Origin of the sequence: Citrobacter sp. LUTT5, assembly GCF_009905315.1 — a bacterium.
Lineage (GTDB): Bacteria > Pseudomonadota > Gammaproteobacteria > Enterobacterales > Enterobacteriaceae > Citrobacter > Citrobacter freundii.
Map to the genome: position 1 here is coordinate 645,343 of NZ_CP047606.1, position 16,818 is coordinate 662,160.

Annotated in this window: 14 protein-coding genes and 1 tRNA gene; 7 read left to right on the top strand and 8 right to left on the bottom strand. The window is 53.3% G+C overall.

What is annotated here, in order from left to right:
* Positions 1-15: 15 nt before the first annotated feature.
* On the bottom strand, positions 16-1,179 hold the full coding sequence (gene dhaT / locus GUC46_RS03135) for a 1,3-propanediol dehydrogenase (protein WP_160179737.1): 1,164 nt from the start codon (positions 1,177-1,179) through the stop codon (positions 16-18).
* 22 nt (positions 1,180-1,201) lie between these two features.
* Entirely contained in the window at positions 1,202-1,630 is a 429-nt protein-coding gene (locus GUC46_RS03140) for a heme-binding protein (protein WP_003024730.1), read from the bottom strand.
* Positions 1,631-2,022: 392 nt separating this feature from the next.
* Here GUC46_RS03140 and GUC46_RS03145 point away from each other — a divergent pair, with 392 nt between their 5' ends.
* The 5 genes from GUC46_RS03145 to GUC46_RS03165 all read left to right on the top strand — a co-directional run bounded on the left by GUC46_RS03145 (position 2,023) and on the right by GUC46_RS03165 (position 6,975).
* On the top strand, positions 2,023-3,690 hold the full coding sequence (locus GUC46_RS03145; protein ID WP_003841447.1) for a propanediol/glycerol family dehydratase large subunit: 1,668 nt from the start codon (positions 2,023-2,025) through the stop codon (positions 3,688-3,690).
* Positions 3,691-3,701: 11 nt separating this feature from the next.
* The gene (locus GUC46_RS03150) at positions 3,702-4,286 is read left to right on the top strand and encodes a propanediol/glycerol family dehydratase medium subunit (protein ID WP_003024724.1); all 585 of its coding nucleotides are present in this window, start codon (positions 3,702-3,704) and stop codon (positions 4,284-4,286) included.
* Between the two features lie 2 nt (positions 4,287-4,288).
* Positions 4,289-4,717 carry a diol dehydratase small subunit gene (locus tag GUC46_RS03155; RefSeq protein ID WP_032937337.1) on the top strand — a complete coding sequence of 143 codons (429 nt, stop codon included), beginning with the start codon at positions 4,289-4,291 and terminating at the stop codon, positions 4,715-4,717.
* A gap of 10 nt (positions 4,718-4,727) precedes the next feature.
* Positions 4,728-6,542: a diol dehydratase reactivase subunit alpha gene (locus GUC46_RS03160; protein WP_130715101.1), complete on the top strand. Its 1,815-nt coding sequence runs from the start codon at positions 4,728-4,730 to the stop codon at positions 6,540-6,542.
* Between the two features lie 109 nt (positions 6,543-6,651).
* Positions 6,652-6,975 (top strand): DUF1889 family protein, encoded by a 324-nt coding sequence (locus GUC46_RS03165; protein ID WP_001573898.1) that lies wholly within the window; start codon positions 6,652-6,654, stop codon positions 6,973-6,975.
* A 220-nt stretch (positions 6,976-7,195) separates the two neighbouring features.
* On the opposite strand, the gene GUC46_RS03170 is transcribed toward GUC46_RS03165, so the two are convergent.
* Positions 7,196-7,271 (bottom strand) — tRNA-Ile (locus GUC46_RS03170).
* Positions 7,272-7,396: 125 nt separating this feature from the next.
* Here GUC46_RS03170 and mug point away from each other — a divergent pair.
* On the top strand, positions 7,397-7,903 hold the full coding sequence (mug, locus tag GUC46_RS03175) for a G/U mismatch-specific DNA glycosylase (protein WP_071698087.1): 507 nt from the start codon (positions 7,397-7,399) through the stop codon (positions 7,901-7,903).
* Positions 7,904-7,933: 30 nt separating this feature from the next.
* Here the strand turns inward: mug and GUC46_RS03180 are convergent, their stop codons facing one another.
* The 5 genes from GUC46_RS03180 to rpsU form a co-directional block, all read right to left on the bottom strand.
* Complete coding sequence (locus GUC46_RS03180) at positions 7,934-9,931, bottom strand: TonB-dependent receptor domain-containing protein (RefSeq protein WP_130715102.1); 1,998 nt, start codon at positions 9,929-9,931, stop codon at positions 7,934-7,936.
* A gap of 10 nt (positions 9,932-9,941) precedes the next feature.
* Positions 9,942-10,991, bottom strand: a complete 1,050-nt coding sequence (locus GUC46_RS03185) for a YncE family protein (RefSeq protein WP_003838092.1) — start codon at positions 10,989-10,991, stop codon at positions 9,942-9,944.
* Positions 10,992-11,152: 161 nt separating this feature from the next.
* Positions 11,153-13,000: an RNA polymerase sigma factor RpoD gene (rpoD, locus tag GUC46_RS03190; RefSeq protein ID WP_003024699.1), complete on the bottom strand. Its 1,848-nt coding sequence runs from the start codon at positions 12,998-13,000 to the stop codon at positions 11,153-11,155.
* A 359-nt stretch (positions 13,001-13,359) separates the two neighbouring features.
* On the bottom strand, positions 13,360-15,105 hold the full coding sequence (dnaG, locus tag GUC46_RS03195; RefSeq protein ID WP_003024697.1) for a DNA primase: 1,746 nt from the start codon (positions 15,103-15,105) through the stop codon (positions 13,360-13,362).
* Positions 15,106-15,342: 237 nt separating this feature from the next.
* The gene (rpsU, locus tag GUC46_RS03200; protein ID WP_001144069.1) at positions 15,343-15,558 is read right to left on the bottom strand and encodes a 30S ribosomal protein S21; all 216 of its coding nucleotides are present in this window, start codon (positions 15,556-15,558) and stop codon (positions 15,343-15,345) included.
* A 236-nt stretch (positions 15,559-15,794) separates the two neighbouring features.
* Between rpsU and tsaD the strand changes: the two genes are divergently transcribed.
* Positions 15,795-16,808, top strand: coding sequence for a tRNA (adenosine(37)-N6)-threonylcarbamoyltransferase complex transferase subunit TsaD (tsaD, locus tag GUC46_RS03205; RefSeq protein WP_106107586.1), 1,014 nt, complete (start codon positions 15,795-15,797; stop codon positions 16,806-16,808).
* Positions 16,809-16,818 lie beyond the last annotated feature (10 nt).

Genomic DNA, 16,818 nt, shown 5'->3' on the forward strand with positions numbered 1-16,818 from the left:
GCGCCCCCTGTACTATCAGAATGCCTGACGGAAGATCTCGGCAATTTCTTTCTCGTTCCCTTTGCGCGGGTTAGAGAAGGCGTTGCCGTCCTTCAGCGCCATTTCCGCCATGTACGGGAAATCGGCTTCTTTGACACCCAGATCGCGCAGATGCTGCGGAATGCCGATGTCAGCAGAGAGACGAGCAATGGCGTGAATGGCCAGTTCTGCGGCATCCATGGTGGAAAGTCCGTCAGTGTTTTCGCCCATAAACTCTGCAATGTCGGCAAATTTTTCCGGGTTAGCGATCAGGTTATAGCGCGCCACGTGCGGCAGCAGTACGGCATTCGCCACGCCGTGCGGCATGTCGTACAGACCGCCAAGTTGATGCGCCATCGCGTGAACGTAGCCGAGGTTGGCGTTGTTGAAAGCCATACCTGCCAGCAGGGAGGCGTAGGCCATGTTCTCGCGAGCTTTCAGGTTGCTGCCCAGCGCTACGGCCTGACGCAAGTTGCGTGCGATCAGGCGAATAGCCTGAATAGCGGCAGCGTCGGTGACCGGGTTGGCATCTTTGGAAATATAGGCTTCTACGGCGTGGGTCAGGGCGTCCATACCCGTCGCGGCGGTCAGCGGGGCGGGTTTGCCGAGCATCAGCAGCGGATCGTTAATGGAGACCGACGGCAGGTTGCGCCAACTGACAATCACAAACTTCACTTTGGTTTTTGTATTGGTCAGCACGCAGTGGCGGGTGACTTCGCTGGCGGTACCGGCAGTGGTATTTACCGCAACGATCGGCGGCAGCGGGTTGGTCAGGGTTTCAATCCCGGCATAGCTGTAGAGATCGCCTTCGTGAGTTGCTGCGATACCGATGCCTTTACCGCAGTCATGCGGGCTACCGCCACCGACGGTAACGATGATATCGCAATGCTCTTTGCGAAAGACTTCCAGACCGTCACGCACGTTGGTGTCTTTGGGGTTAGGTTCAACGCCATCAAAAACCAGCACGTCAATGCCCGCTTCACGTAAATGGGCGAGGGTTTTATCTACCGCGCCGTCTTTAATGGCCCGCAGACCTTTATCAGTAACCAGCAGCGCTTTTTTACCGCCTAACAGTTTGCAGCGTTCGCCGACAACGGAAATAGCATTGGGGCCAAAGAAGTTCACATTTGGCACCAGGTAATCAAACATACGATAGCTCATAATATACCTTCTTAGATTTAAATTATAATTCAGAGAAACAATTCAGTGCGGTTTCTGCTAATAATCTGTCTTGTTCCACGGTGCCGCCACTAACGCCAACGGCACCAATTAATTTACCGTTTAATATGACAGGTAAACCGCCGCCGAAAATAACAATGCGCTGTTGGTTGGTAAGCTGCAAACCATATAGCGAAGCACCAGGCTGTACCGCATCGGTAATTTCATGGGTACCCTGGCGCAGGCAGCAGGCGGTATACGCTTTATTAAGAGAGATATCACAGCTGGTGACAAACGCATCGTCCATGCGTTGCATTAGCAGCGTATTCCCACCGCGATCCACCACGGAAAAGACCACCGGAACGCTGATCTCAAGCGCTTTAGCCTCAACGGCCTGCGCCATTTTTTTTGCAGCCGCCAGCGTAATGGTGGCAATTTGTTGGCTCTTATTCACAGTTTCTCCTGAAAATGTTGTAGGGCTGAGGTCACGAAACATATCGCGCAACAGCTATTTTTATCATTGGCTTTACCTTATTTTCTCGCCGTGCGTTATTAAGTCAATAGGGCGAAAATTTCAAAGATATTAAATTCACCTTCCCGGTTTTGCGTTTATTGATAATGATCATTTAACCTCGTCACAATTCACGATGGATATTCCTGAATTGCGTTTCAATATGAAACGATGCGTTTTTATTAGGTACCAAATTGGAACGAAATTAATTTTATTTTTTTATTGTTCTGCTCATTTAGAGTTCGACCATTGCTGATGAAAGGCGAATGACGGGTGTTGTGTCCCCGGCAATGCGGCCCGGCGTCCCTATTTTTTATCTTTTGAGTCAATAAATCATGAGAAGATCAAAACGATTCGAAGTACTTGCGAAGCGGCCTGTAAATCAGGATGGGCTGATTGGCGAATGGCCTGAAGAGGGGCTGATCGCCATGGAAAGCCCCTACGATCCAGCGTCGTCGGTGAAGGTGGAAAATGGTCGTATTGTTGAGCTGGACGGTAAGAGCCGCGCCGAGTTCGACATGATCGACCGTTTCATTGCCGACTACGCCATTAACGTGGCTGAGGCCGAGCACGCCATGCAGCTCGACGCGCTGGAGATCGCCAGAATGCTGGTGGATATCCACGTCAGTCGGGAAGAGATTATTGCCATTACCACTGCCATCACCCCGGCGAAAGCGGTGGAAGTGATGGCGCAAATGAACGTGGTGGAGATGATGATGGCGCTGCAAAAAATGCGTGCCAGACGCACGCCCTCCAACCAGTGCCACGTGACCAACCTGAAAGATAACCCGGTACAGATTGCCGCCGACGCTGCTGAAGCGGGGATCCGCGGCTTTTCCGAGCAGGAAACGACGGTCGGGATCGCCCGCTACGCGCCGTTTAACGCCCTGGCGCTGCTGGTGGGTTCCCAATGCGGTCGTCCCGGTGTGCTGACGCAATGTTCTGTTGAAGAGGCCACGGAGCTGGAGCTGGGCATGCGTGGGCTAACCAGTTATGCCGAAACGGTGTCGGTGTATGGCACAGAATCGGTGTTTACCGACGGTGATGACACGCCGTGGTCCAAAGCGTTTCTCGCCTCGGCTTATGCGTCGCGTGGCCTGAAGATGCGCTACACCTCCGGCACTGGCTCGGAAGCGCTGATGGGCTATTCCGAAAGTAAATCGATGCTTTATCTGGAGTCGCGCTGCATTTTTATCACTAAAGGCGCGGGCGTACAGGGGCTGCAAAACGGTGCGGTCAGCTGTATCGGCATGACCGGCGCTGTGCCTTCGGGGATCCGCGCGGTGCTGGCAGAAAACCTGATTGCCTCAATGCTCGACCTTGAAGTGGCCTCCGCCAATGACCAGACCTTTTCTCACTCCGATATTCGCCGTACTGCCCGCACCCTGATGCAGATGCTGCCGGGTACCGACTTTATTTTCTCTGGTTACAGCGCGGTACCCAACTACGACAACATGTTTGCCGGGTCGAACTTCGACGCTGAAGACTTCGATGATTACAACATCCTGCAACGCGATCTGATGGTTGACGGCGGTCTGCGTCCGGTGACTGAAGAAGAAACCATCGCTATACGCAATAAGGCTGCACGCGCCATTCAGGCGGTGTTCCGCGAACTGGGCCTGCCGCTGATAAGCGATGAAGAAGTGGAAGCCGCTACTTATGCTCACGGCAGCAAAGATATGCCTGCGCGCAATGTAGTGGAGGATCTGGCGGCCGTGGAAGAGATGATGAAGCGTAATATCACCGGGCTGGATATCGTCGGCGCGTTGAGTTGCAGCGGTTTTGAAGATATCGCCAGCAATATCCTCAATATGCTGAGACAGCGTGTTACTGGTGATTACCTGCAAACGTCGGCCATTCTGGATCGCCAGTTCGACGTCGTCAGCGCCGTCAACGACATCAATGATTATCAGGGACCTGGTACCGGCTATCGCATCAGTGCCGAACGCTGGGCGGAAATTAAAAATATTGCGGGCGTGGTTCAGCCCGGCTCGATCGAATAAGGCGGAACACTGTGGAATGCACAACTGAACGTAAGCCGGTTTTCACCTTACAGGTGAGCGAAGGCGAGGCGGCTAACGCGGATGAACGCGTGGATGAAGTGGTGATTGGCGTCGGCCCGGCCTTTGGCAAGCACCAGCATAAAACCCTGATTGATATGCCTCACAACGCGATTCTGAAAGAGCTGGTTGCTGGCATCGAAGAAGAGGGATTACATGCGCGGGTAGTAAGGATCCTGCGCACCTCGGATGTTTCTTTTATGGCATGGGATGCGGCAAACCTCAGCGGCTCAGGCATCGGGATTGGCATCCAGTCGAAAGGAACCACGGTGATTCATCAGCGCGATCTGCTGCCGTTAAGCAACCTCGAGCTGTTTTCTCAAGCTCCGCTGCTGACGCTGGAAACCTATCGTCAGATTGGTAAAAACGCCGCGCGATATGCACGCAAAGAGTCGCCTTCGCCGGTGCCAGTGGTCAATGACCAGATGGTGCGCCCTAAATTTATGGCCAAGGCCGCGCTGTTTCATATCAAAGAAACCAAACACGTGGTGCAGGATGCTGCGCCTGTCACGTTGCATATTGCACTGGTAAGGGAATGACCATGAACGACAACATCATGACTGCGCAGGATTACCCATTAGCGACCCGCTGCCCGGAGAAAATCCAGACGCCTACCGGCAAGCCGCTAACCGACATTACCCTTGAGAATGTGCTGGCGGGCCGCGTAGGACCGCAGGATGTGCGTATTTCTCAGCAAACGCTGGAGTACCAGGCGCAGATTGCCGAGCAGATGCAGCGTCATGCCGTGGCGCGCAATTTTCGTCGTGCGGCTGAGCTGATTGCGATTCCGGATACACGCATTCTGGAGATCTACAACGCGCTGCGACCGTTTCGTTCTTCTTTCGCCGAGTTGCAGGCCATTGCCGATGAACTGGAACACACATGGCATGCCACGGTGAACGCCGGGTTTGTCCGCGAATCGGCAGAGGTATACCAGCAGAGAAATAAGCTGCGTAAAGGCAGCCAGTGACGGAGGCAGCATGCCGTTAATTGCAGGGATCGATATCGGCAACGCCACCACCGAAGTGGCGTTGGCGCAGGATGGCCGGTTTATCGGCAGCGGGATTGTCGCCACGACCGGTATGAAAGGCACGCGGGATAATATCGCTGGGGTAGTCGCGTCCCTGCAGCAGGCGCTGAATAACACGCCGTGGTCGCTGCAGGACGTAGCAAAAATTTGTATCAACGAGGCCGCACCGGTGATTGGCGATGTGGCGATGGAAACCATCACTGAAACCATCATTACCGAATCGACGATGATTGGTCATAACCCGCAAACGCCCGGTGGCGTTGGCGTGGGTATGGGAACCACCATCGCCGTGGAGAAGTTGGCGGCGTTGAGCGAGGATCGATTTGCCCAGGGCTGGATCCCGTTGGTAGGTGAGGAGATGGATTTCCTTGAGGCGGTTTGGTTTATCAATGAAGCGCTGGATCGCGGCGTCAATGTGGTGGCGGCTATCCTGAAAAAAGATGATGGGGTGCTGGTGAATAATCGCCTGCGTCGGCCAATGCCGGTGGTTGATGAAGTCACCCTGCTGGAGAAGGTGCCGGAAGGTGTGCTGGCGGCGGTGGAAGTGGCGGCCCCGGGACAGGTGGTACGGGTGCTGTCGAACCCTTACGGCATTGCGACCTTCTTTGCCCTGACGCCCGAGGAAACGCAAACTATCGTCCCCATCGCCAGAGCGCTGATTGGCAACCGTTCCGCCGTGGTACTGAAAACCCCGCAGGGCGATGTGCAATCAAGAGTGATCCCGGCGGGTAAGATCTTTATCCGTGGTGAAAAGCGTGGCGGTGAAGCCGACGTAGCGCAAGGCGCGCAGGCCATTATGCAGGCGATGAGCGCCTGCGCGCCCGTGCGCGATATTGCTGGGGAAGCTGGTACGCACGCAGGCGGCATGCTGGAGCGGGTGCGAAAGGTGATGGCCTCGCTGACCGGTCATGACATGAACACGGTGCATATTCAGGATCTGTTGGCGGTCGATACATTTATTCCGCGTAAGGTGCAGGGCGGCATCGCCGGAGAGTGTTCAATGGAGAACGCCGTGGGCATTGCGGCGATGGTGAAAGCCGATCGCTTACAGATGCAGGCCATCGCCAGTGAGCTGAGTGCCCGGTTAAACACGCCGGTTGAAGTTGGTGGCGTGGAGGCTAACATGGCTGTAGCGGGGGCGTTAACAACACCTGGATGCGCTGCGCCGCTGGCAATCCTCGATTTAGGCGCAGGATCTACCGATGCAGCCGTCATCAATAGCGATGGCATAGTGAAAGCGGTACATCTGGCCGGGGCGGGGAATATGGTCAGCCTGTTGATTCAAACAGAGCTGGGCTTAAGCGATGCATTTCTGGCGGAGGAAATTAAAAAATACCCGCTGGCAAAAGTGGAGAGCCTGTTCAGCATTCGCCATGAGAACGGCGCGGTAGAGTTTTTCCGCGAACCGCTCAGCCCGGCGGTGTTTGCCAAAGTTGTGTATTTGAAAGAGGGCGAGCTGATCCCGGTAGATAACCAGACCTCGTTGGAAAAAATACGTCTGGTGCGCCGACAGGCCAAAGAGAAGGTTTTTGTGACCAACTGCCTGCGCGCGTTACGCCTGGTGTCACCCGGTGGATCTATTCGCGATATGACTTTTGTGGTGCTGGTAGGCGGTTCTTCGCTGGATTTCGAAATCCCGCAGATGATCACCGATGCGCTGGCGCATTACGGCGTTGTCGCCGGGCAGGGCAATATTCGAGGTACCGAAGGGCCGCGTAATGCGGTGGCAACCGGACTGGTTTTAGCCGGAGATGCAAAAAAATAGCGCAGAAAACAGCCGCGCAAGCGTTTAGCTGCGGGGTAAGTCAAATAAAGGCGATGTTCTCTTTGATATCCCGGCGGAGTTGGGTACATAGTATAAATGTGTCTCTCACGTGGTTAATTTTAAGGATAAGAGCATGCCAACAGCAATTGAGAAAGCATTGGATTTTATTGGTGGTATGAACACTTCGGCGTCAGTACCCCATTCAATGGATGAAAGCACCGCTAAGGGAATCTTAAAGTATTTGCATGACTTAGGTGTGCCAGCGAGTCCGGAAGTTGTGATGGCACGGGGTGAGCAGGAGGGATGGAATCCCGAGTTCACGAAAAAAGTGGCCGGATGGGCAGAAAAAGTTGCCTCCGGTAACCGCATCCTTATCAAGAACCCAGAGTATTTTTCAACCTATATGCAGGAGCAGCTCAAAGAGCTAGTGTGAGCTGACTATCGAATCAAACTCTAACGGACGTTTCCATCTCGGGATGGCGGCGTCCAAATGTAATGCCAGCGATATGGGCTGGCGTATCGCATGATATATCCTTATTCCCACGCGATCCCCCGCTACGCATTCAGAGCCATCCAATTATTGGCTTTGCCAACAATTGCATATATTTCCAATAACAAAAAGGACCTGCGATTTCTCGCAAGTCCTTGAAATTTGGTGGCCCCTGCTGGACTTGAACCAGCGACCAAGCGATTATGAGTCGCCTGCTCTAACCACTGAGCTAAGGGGCCGTGGCGGTGGATTATAAAGTAACTCCGCGTTGCAATCCAGACATAAGCGTACGGATGCTGTTTTTATAAACAATGTATTTTCAGTCCGTTATACTTGTTCCTCTGATGTATTGTTCGGAGTAATTATGGTTAAGGACATACTGGCACCGGGGCTGCGGGTGGTATTTTGCGGCATCAATCCGGGGTTATCTTCCGCAGGTACAGGATTCCCCTTTGCACATCCCGCTAATCGCTTCTGGAAGGTTATCCATCAGGCGGGGTTCACCGATCGCCAGCTTAAACCTGAAGAGGCACAGCATCTGCTGGATTTCCGCTGCGGCGTGACGAAATTTGTCGACAGGCCGACGGTACAAGCCAATGAAGTCAAGCTCCTGGAGATGCGCAACGGCGGTCGTCTGCTCGTTGAGAAAATAGAAGAGTATCAGCCAGCCGCGCTCGCTATCCTCGGGAAGCAGGCATTTGAGCAGGGGCTTAGCCAGCGTGGGGCGCAGTGGGGAAAACAGACGCTGACCATTGGCGCGACGCAAATATGGGTATTGCCGAATCCCAGCGGGTTAAGCCGGATCACGCTGGATAAACTGGTAGAGGCGTATCGGGAAGTGAATGTGGCGTTGAAGGCGCGCGGCCTGTAACTGCCGGAGCCTTAGGCTCCGGCGTCACTGTCAGAACTCGAAGCGTGCGCCCATGTTGTAGCGGCGTCCTTCCAGGATGGAAGACTGGTTATAGGACGTTTTGTAGATTGGGTTCACGTCGAACAGGTTATAAACCCCCGCCATCAATGTGATGCTCTTGTTGAGATGGTAGCGTGCCCCTAAATCGACCAGCGCATAGGCGTCGGTTGACGTTGATTTGCCGATGTCAGGCGTATTGCTGCGCCAGCTGGCTTTGCTCCACAGCTCAAGATCGTTAAGTGCATTCCATGTCAGAGACAGGTTGGCCATGCTCGTCGGGAACTCGTTCAGTGCCTCTCCCTTGTACTGACCACTCTTTTGCTCGCTGTGGGTATAGGTGTAGTTCGCGTTCGCTTTCAGCGCGGTAGTGACCTGCCAGTCGCCGTTCAGCTCCAGGCCATAGATTTCCGCGTCGCTGACGTTGAAATACTGCGAGACTTCTTCCGCTTCATACCCGTTGTAAATGCACTTCTGCGTGGCCGTTGCGGTACAAATGGTGTAGTCGCTGATCTTGTCCTTGAATTTGGTGAAGAACACGGTTGCATCCAGTGCCAGTGTGTCCTGTTGCCAGTAAACGCCCAGCTCGGTGTTGACGCTCTGCTCAGGTTTCAGGTCATCGTTACCGATCCCAATGAAGGAATACGGATACGAACCGTAGACGCTGGTGAAACCTTCATTGTTCTCACGCAGGTCCGGTTTTTTATAGCCCGCCGATACGCCGCCCTTCAGCGCCCAGTTTTCGTCAATCGTCCAGTTACCGTAGAGTTTTGGCGTGACGTGGTAGCCAAAGTAGCTGTCGTGATCGAGACGCGCCGAGGTGGTGAGGGTGAAGTCCGGAACCATCATCCAGGCATCTTCCGCGAAGATGGCCCAGCCGTCACGGGTGATCTTGCTGACTGGCGTTATGCCCGGCACTTCTTTGTTTTCGATGCCGAAAGTGTCGTCCAGCTCATTACGGGTGAAGTTGATCCCCAGCGTCAACTTGTGGTCGCCCAGCGTAAAGGTGTTCGCGCTGTTGGCTTCATAGTTTTTCTGCTTAATGAACTGCGAACTCATGCCCGGCACACGATACTCGGTTTTAGCGTTTTCGTAGCTGATGAAGTTCTTCACTTCCAGCAGATCGTCGCCGTACCAGGCATGCTGCGCAAGTGAAGCGGCATCGCGGTCAAAGTCCCATTGCCAGGCTTTATCATTGTGTGATTTTACCTGATGCCCTTTGACGACGTTCAAATCCCAAAGTTGGGTGTCGGTCGGCGACATGTTGATGGTGGCATCCAGATTGCCAGCCTGGTGCTTCACAAAGCGCTCATCGGAGATGCTGTCGTCATCACGGCGATCAAGATAATCCGCCGCTACGCTCACCCCGAGCTTGCTGGGGATAATTGGCCCCATCAGGAAGACATTAGTCTGGTTGGTGTTACCGTACTCGCTCTTCTCTTGCAGGAAGTAGTTATCTTCCAGCACACCCGTCCATTTATCGAGGTTGTAGCCTTTTTTGGTGATGACGTTGACCACGCCGCCAATGGAGTCAGAGCCATACAGTGAGGACATCGGTCCGCGAATCACCTCTATTCGCTCAATAGCAGCAAGCGGCGGTAAAAAGGCAGCCTCTGTCCCGATATGGTGTCCGTAAGGACGCGATTCGCGGGTGCCTTGTTTGATGCCGTTGACCATGTAGGAGGTATAGGTCGAGTCCATTCCGCGCATCTGCACATCGCCTGTGGCAAGGCTACCGTTGCCATTACCCACCAATACGCCGGGCATCTCGCGAAGGGCTTCGGTGACGTTCTGGTTAGAGCGGGTGTTCAGTTCTTTCTCGCCGACGACGGAGATGGTCGCCGGTGCCTCACGGCGTTCCTGTGCGAAACCGGTGGCGGTGACCACCAGTTGATCTTCATTATCTGGTGTGGTTTCTTCGGCGAAAACGGTCGCCGCGAGGCTGGCAAGGGCGAGCGAAATCGCCAGCGCGGTACGAGTCTGGTTAATCACAACGCATTCCTCAGAACTGGGTTAAATCGAGCTTGAGTACATAGTCAGCCTTGTTGGCTTTTTCATCCTGCTTCACGCTAACGAAGAGCGTTTTGCTGTCAGGAGAAAGCACCATGCTGTTTGGCATTGCCGCCGTTTTGATGGTGTGCTTCAGGCTGTAAGTGTTGGCATCGATAACGCTAATCTGACGGGCATTGCGATGGGTAACATACACTTCGTTGCGGGCAGGGTTATAGACCGCAGCGATAGAGTTTGGCGTGGGAACGCGGTGAACAATTTTACCGCTGTCCAGTTGGACTACCAGCACGTCGGCGGTGTTGGTATCGGCGATAAATCCGACGCCTTTGGCCGTGTTTAACGCGATGTTCAGGAAGTAATGCTTCGGCTCGGAGGGGTCAACCTTCACACGCGACAGAACCTGCGACGTTTTGCCATCCAGGGTAACCAGTTCGCCTTTGCCAGTGACGGCGTAAACTTTATCGCCAGCTTCATCAACGGCGAAACCGACCGGATCCATCCCTTTGAGGGCGTGTAATAGTTTCTGGTTATGCGTGTCGACAACCCACAGCACACCTTTATTTTCACTGCCAATACCGGAGACATACAGACGGTGGTGCTTCTTGTCGAGCACCACTTCACGAACGTGGGCTTTATTTTCTTCGTCTGCAAGCTGAAGCATTTTCACTTCTTTATGGGTGCGGGTATCCAGCAGGGTCAGTGAGCCATCCAGCGCATTACCTAGCCAGAGAATGTGGTTAGGTTCATCCAGTGAGACCGCAAAAGGACGGCGTTCGGTGGCGATCCGCTCATCGACTTTTAATGATTCAGTTGAAAACAGGAACACTTCACCGGCGGTTTTATCTTTGTCGAAAGAGGGGGCAGAGGCTGCATAGATAGCCTGTTGTCCGGCGTCATAAGCCAGTTCGTAAACGCCATGACCAAGCGTCTGAGAGGCGAACTGATCCTCAGTAAAGTCTTTTGCCAGGGCTGAACCGGTATAAAGTGCCAGTGAAATCGCAAGCGCGCAGAGGGACTGATTTTTTAATGTTTTTAAATTCATGTCATTTTTCTTTACAGTTGTTTGCGAAAAGAAAATGATAATGAAAATAAATATCATTTACAATTGCGTGTATAGGCAATGCCCCCTACCAATTTTTGTACACTGCGGAAAATCCCAAAAAAAAAAGCTCCCCGGAGGGAGCTTCTTAATAACAGAAACGATTAATCGTCGAGGAAGCTACGCAGTACTTCAGAGCGGCTCGGGTGGCGCAGTTTACGCAGCGCTTTCGCTTCGATCTGACGGATACGTTCGCGGGTAACGTCGAACTGTTTACCGACTTCTTCCAGCGTGTGGTCGGTGTTCATATCGATACCGAAACGCATACGCAGAACTTTCGCTTCACGGGCGGTCAGGCCAGCCAGAACGTCGTGCGTTGCGGCACGCAGGCTCTCGGTAGTCGCAGAGTCCAGCGGCAACTCGAGGGTGGTATCCTCGATGAAATCACCCAGATGCGAATCTTCATCGTCGCCGATCGGCGTTTCCATGGAGATAGGCTCTTTAGCGATCTTCAGCACTTTACGGATCTTGTCTTCTGGCATCAGCATGCGTTCAGCCAGTTCTTCCGGCGTTGGCTCGCGGCCCATCTCTTGCAGCATCTGACGGGAGATACGGTTGAGCTTGTTGATAGTCTCAATCATATGTACCGGGATACGGATGGTACGCGCCTGATCCGCGATCGAACGGGTGATCGCCTGACGGATCCACCAGGTTGCATAGGTGGAGAACTTGTAACCACGACGGTATTCAAACTTATCAACCGCTTTCATCAGACCGATGTTACCTTCCTGAATCAGATCCAGGAACTGCAGGCCACGGTTGGTGTATTTTTTAGCGATAGAGATAACCAGACGTAAGTTCGCTTCAACCATCTCTTTTTTCGCACGGCGGGCTTTCGCTTCACCGATGGACATGCGACGGTTGATATCTTTAACCTGCTCGATGGTCAGGCCGGTTTCTTCTTCAATCTGCTGCAGTTTCTGCAGGCCGCGGTGAACGTCATCTGCCACATCGTGCAGTTTTTCAGACCACGGTTTGTTCATCGCGATTGCCGCGTTGAACCAGGTTTCGCTGGTTTCGTTGCCAGTGAACAGGGTGATGAAGTTTTTCTTCGGCATTTTGCACTGCTCAACGCAGAGCTTCATGATCAGACGTTCCTGAGTACGCACGCGGTCCATCATGACGCGCATGCTGTTTACCAGGTAGTCGAACTGCTTCGGCACCAGGCGGAACTGTTTGAACACTTCGGACAGCTTCTGAATTTCTTCCTGCGCGGCAGCATGGCTGCGGCCTTTCGCTTTGATGGTGTCGCGAGTGATTTCGTACTGAGTACGCAGTTCACCGAATTTTTCACGCGCTAACTCAGGGTCGATGCTGTTGTCGTCATCGCTGCTGTCGTCGTCGCCATCTTCTTCATCTTCGTCTTCATCGTCATCCATCTCTTCCTGAGAGAGTTCAGAACCGACGTGGGTCGCCGTGGGCGCCATGTCTTCTTCCGCGTTTGGATCGACAAAGCCAGTGATCAGATCGGAAAGACGTGCTTCTTCAGCTTCTACACGATCGTACTGCTCAAGCAGGTAGGTGATAGCTTCCGGGTATTCGGCAACGGAGCATTGAACCTGGTTAATCCCGTCTTCGATGCGTTTAGCGATGTCGATTTCGCCTTCGCGGGTTAACAGTTCAACGGTACCCATTTCACGCATGTACATGCGGACCGGGTCAGTTGTACGACCGATTTCGGACTCAACGCTGGACAGAACCTGGGCAGCCGCTTCTTCCGCGTCTTCATCGGTGCTGTTGGAGGTTTCAGCAAGCAGCAGATCATCGGCATCAGGTGCTTCTTCCATCACCTGAATACCCATGTCATTGATCATTTGGATGATGTCTTCGATTTGATCTGAATCGACGATATCTTCCGGCAGATGGTCATTGACCTCGGCATAGGTCAGATAGCCTTGCTCCTTACCACGTTGGACAAGAAGCTTCAGCTGTGACTGCGGGTTTTGCTCCATAAGACGGTATCCACACTTAATTCGTTTGATTGGTGTTGGGCGGTAAAACCGCCAACGGCAAAACGAGGGCATACTTATATTTTGCCGCTGCCTCTCCGTGCGGCTGTCGGGGGCTTCCCGATCGATATTCGGCAGTTAAGCCGTTAAATACTTCATCTTTCACGTTGTCTCTGCGTTAGCTGCGTTCGTTACTCGGCTCATCCTGAGCCTCGCCCCTTACGGGGCCGCCGCAAGCAGCGTTCAAATCCGCTTCCGGCGGATTTGTCATCCTGGTCATGTACTTATGTACACTCCCAGGCGTTCGTTCACTTGCTGCCTTGATACAACGCGAATGATTTTGTCTTTGTTTTGTCTTTCTCTTATTTCTTGGCCAGTTCCTGGTTCAGCGTCCAGAGTTCCCGGCGTTCTTCGCTGCTTAAACCGTGTGTGCGCTCACGAGCTATCAACTCTTCCTGGCGCAGTTCAAGCATCGAATCAAACATATGGTTGAGTGAGTCGGTGAAGGTTTTTTCTGCGATATCTTTATCTGCTATATCGTCCCACATCGACAGTTTTTCAAGGGTCGCAGCATCATTTGTGCCACGATAGTGTTCTAAAAGTTGCCCGGTGGTCAGACCTGGCTGAGCCAGACAAGTGTTGACCAGTTCTCTGAATAAGCCAAGTCCAGGCAGCTTATTGCTATCCAGTGCCCCTAACGGTGGAACCAGCGGGGCGAGCTCCGGGTTCTGCACCAGCAACCCTATAAGTATACGCATGGTCGTACGTTTTAGCTGTGGAACAGGGCGGGAAGCCCCATTTTCTGCCAGTTTTGGCATTAAACGTTCAAGCTGGCTGTCATCCAGAATGCCGAGCTTGTTTCCCAACTCCTGTCGCAGGTAAATGCGCAACGTTTCGCCTGGTACTTGAGTAATCAGCGGTAATGCCAGCGTGCTGAGCTGTGCGCGTCCGTCTGGGGTACTCAAATCCACCTGCGGCAACAGGCTGTTAAATAAAAACGCAGAGAGCGGCAGCGCCTGCTCCATCCGCGCTTCAAAGGCCTCTTTCCCTTCTTTGCGCACTAGCGTATCGGGATCTTCGCCGTCAGGTAAAAACATAAAGCGTAGCTGGCGTCCGTCTGTCATATAGGGCAGTGCGGTTTCCAGCGCGCGCCATGCTGCGTCGCGTCCGGCACGGTCGCCGTCGTAACAGCAAATTACGTTGTTCGTCGCGCGGAACAACAGTTGGATGTGATCGGCGGTGGTTGACGTCCCAAGGGATGCCACGGCGTAGTTAATGCCGTATTGCGCCAGCGCCACCACATCCATATAGCCTTCTACCACTAACAGGCGCTGTGGATCGGCGTTATCCTGCTGGGCTTCATAAAGACCATACAGCTGGCGACCTTTATGGAAAATATCGGTTTCCGGGGAGTTCAGATACTTCGGCAGGGCATCGCCCAGCACGCGTCCACCAAAACCAATGACCCGACCACGTTTGTCGCGGATGGGGAACATCACCCGTTCGCGGAAGCGATCGTAACTGCGTCCCTGATCGTTGGTGACCAACATCCCCGCATCAACCAGCGATTTGCGATTTTCAGCATTGCCGCCAAACCGTTTCAGGACGTTGTCCCAGCCGGGGGGCGCAAAACCAATAGCAAAACGGGTGATAACGTCGCTACTTAATCCTCGCTTTTCCAGGTACTGGCGCGCAGGGGTAGCGGCGGGTTGCATCAAAGACTGTTGATAAAAAGTGTTCAGGCCATCCATCAATTGATAAAGGCTTTGCCGTTGATGGCGCTCTATCTGACTGGGGCCACTGCCTGCTTCATAGGGCACTTCAAGGTTGTGCATTGCGGCCAGTTCTTCGACGGTTTCCACAAACTCGAGCTTGTCGTAGTTCATGAGAAAGTCGACGGCGTTGCCATGCGCGCCACACCCAAAGCAGTGATAAAACTGTTTTTCACCGTTTACGGTGAAAGAGGGGGTTTTTTCGTTATGAAACGGACAGCACGCGTGATAATTTTTGCCCTGCTTTTTCAGCTTTACCCGCGCGTCGATGAGATCGACGATGTCGGTTCTTGCCAGCAGGTCATTGATAAAAACGCGAGGAATTCGTCCAGCCATAAGCCCCTGTTTTTTGATGACTCATATACACAAAATCATTCAGGATGCATCAAGGCGGCAAGGAAGCGAATCCTCAGGAGCGTACATCAGTACGTGACTGGGGTGAGCGACTGCAGCCAACACTGAGGCAGCTTGAATGATGACGTGTATAAACGAAAATAAGCCGCGCATTCCTTCCGGAAGCACGGCCTTACAACTACAACTCAGTCTGAATTGAGAGCTTTGGCTCTCAATGGATTAGTACAGACGAGTACGGCGTGCGTTTTCGCGAGCCAGTTTCTTCGCGTGACGTTTCACAGCAGAAGCTTTAGCGCGCTTACGTTCGGTAGTCGGTTTTTCATAGAACTCACGACGACGAACTTCCGCCAGAACACCTGCTTTTTCGCATGAACGCTTGAAGCGACGCAGTGCTACGTCGAACGGCTCGTTTTCACGTACTTTAATTACCGGCATGTAACTCTCACCTTTAATAAATTCGGTTTGCCGCTGGCATCAACGCCAGCTTATTTCAAAATGGTGCGGAATTTTACTGCAATTGCTGCTGCTTTGTAAAGCACCGACGCGATTTTGAAAGGGACTTTTATAAGGACAAGGAGTATACACGAGCGGAACTCCTGGGGCGAACAAAGTTTTACATCAACCCGCATTGGTCCTACACTGCGCGGTAATAGAGCGAGGTAAAACAAGTCATGCGTGTACTGGGTATTGAAACATCCTGCGATGAAACCGGCATCGCCATTTACGACGATGAAAAAGGTCTTTTAGCCAACCAATTGTATAGTCAGGTGAAATTACACGCTGACTACGGCGGCGTAGTGCCAGAACTGGCCTCGCGCGATCACGTACGTAAAACCGTACCGCTGATCCAGGCCGCGCTGAAAGAGGCGGGACTGACGGCAAAAGAGATTGATGCGGTGGCGTATACCGCAGGTCCTGGTTTGGTTGGCGCGCTGCTGGTTGGCGCAACCGTAGGACGTTCGCTGGCGTTCGCCTGGGGCGTACCAGCAATTCCTGTGCACCACATGGAGGGTCATCTGCTGGCGCCGATGCTGGAAGATAATCCGCCTGCTTTTCCGTTCGTCGCGCTGCTGGTTTCTGGCGGTCACACGCAGCTAATTAGCGTCACCGGTATCGGTCAGTATGAATTACTCGGCGAATCGATTGATGATGCTGCTGGCGAAGCGTTCGACAAAACCGCCAAGCTGCTGGGACTGGATTATCCTGGCGGTCCAATGCTGTCAAAGCTGGCCTCGCAAGGCGTTGAAAAACGCTTTGTCTTCCCGCGCCCGATGACCGATCGTCCGGGGCTGGATTTCAGCTTCTCCGGGCTGAAAACCTTTGCCGCGAATACCATTCGTAATAACGAAAATGACGATCAGACGCGCGCAGATATCGCCCGTGCCTTTGAAGATGCGGTAGTTGATACGCTGATGATCAAGTGCAAACGCGCGTTGGATCAAACCGGTTTTAAACGTCTGGTGATGGCGGGGGGCGTGAGCGCGAACCGTACGCTGCGCGCGAAACTGGCCGAGATGATGCAAAAACGTCGTGGTGATGTGTTTTACGCGCGTCCGGAGTTTTGTACCGACAACGGGGCGATGATCGCCTACGCGGGCATGGTGCGCTTTAAAGCGGGCGCAACGGCGGATCTTGGCGTGACCGTGCGCCCACGCTGGCCGCTGGCGGAATTACCTGCGGCGTGATTTTTTGCCC

Coding starts and splice junctions, on each gene's coding strand:
- rpsU (WP_001144069.1), bottom strand. CDS start 15,558: ATGCCGGTAATTAAAGTACGTGAAAACGAGCCGTTCGACGTAGCACTG.
- dhaT (WP_160179737.1), bottom strand. CDS start 1,179: ATGAGCTATCGTATGTTTGATTACCTGGTGCCAAATGTGAACTTCTTT.
- GUC46_RS03185 (WP_003838092.1), bottom strand. CDS start 10,991: ATGAATTTAAAAACATTAAAAAATCAGTCCCTCTGCGCGCTTGCGATT.
- tsaD (WP_106107586.1), top strand. CDS start 15,795: ATGCGTGTACTGGGTATTGAAACATCCTGCGATGAAACCGGCATCGCC.
- mug (WP_071698087.1), top strand. CDS start 7,397: ATGGTTAAGGACATACTGGCACCGGGGCTGCGGGTGGTATTTTGCGGC.
- GUC46_RS03155 (WP_032937337.1), top strand. CDS start 4,289: ATGAACGACAACATCATGACTGCGCAGGATTACCCATTAGCGACCCGC.
- rpoD (WP_003024699.1), bottom strand. CDS start 13,000: ATGGAGCAAAACCCGCAGTCACAGCTGAAGCTTCTTGTCCAACGTGGT.
- dnaG (WP_003024697.1), bottom strand. CDS start 15,105: ATGGCTGGACGAATTCCTCGCGTTTTTATCAATGACCTGCTGGCAAGA.
- GUC46_RS03145 (WP_003841447.1), top strand. CDS start 2,023: ATGAGAAGATCAAAACGATTCGAAGTACTTGCGAAGCGGCCTGTAAAT.
- GUC46_RS03160 (WP_130715101.1), top strand. CDS start 4,728: ATGCCGTTAATTGCAGGGATCGATATCGGCAACGCCACCACCGAAGTG.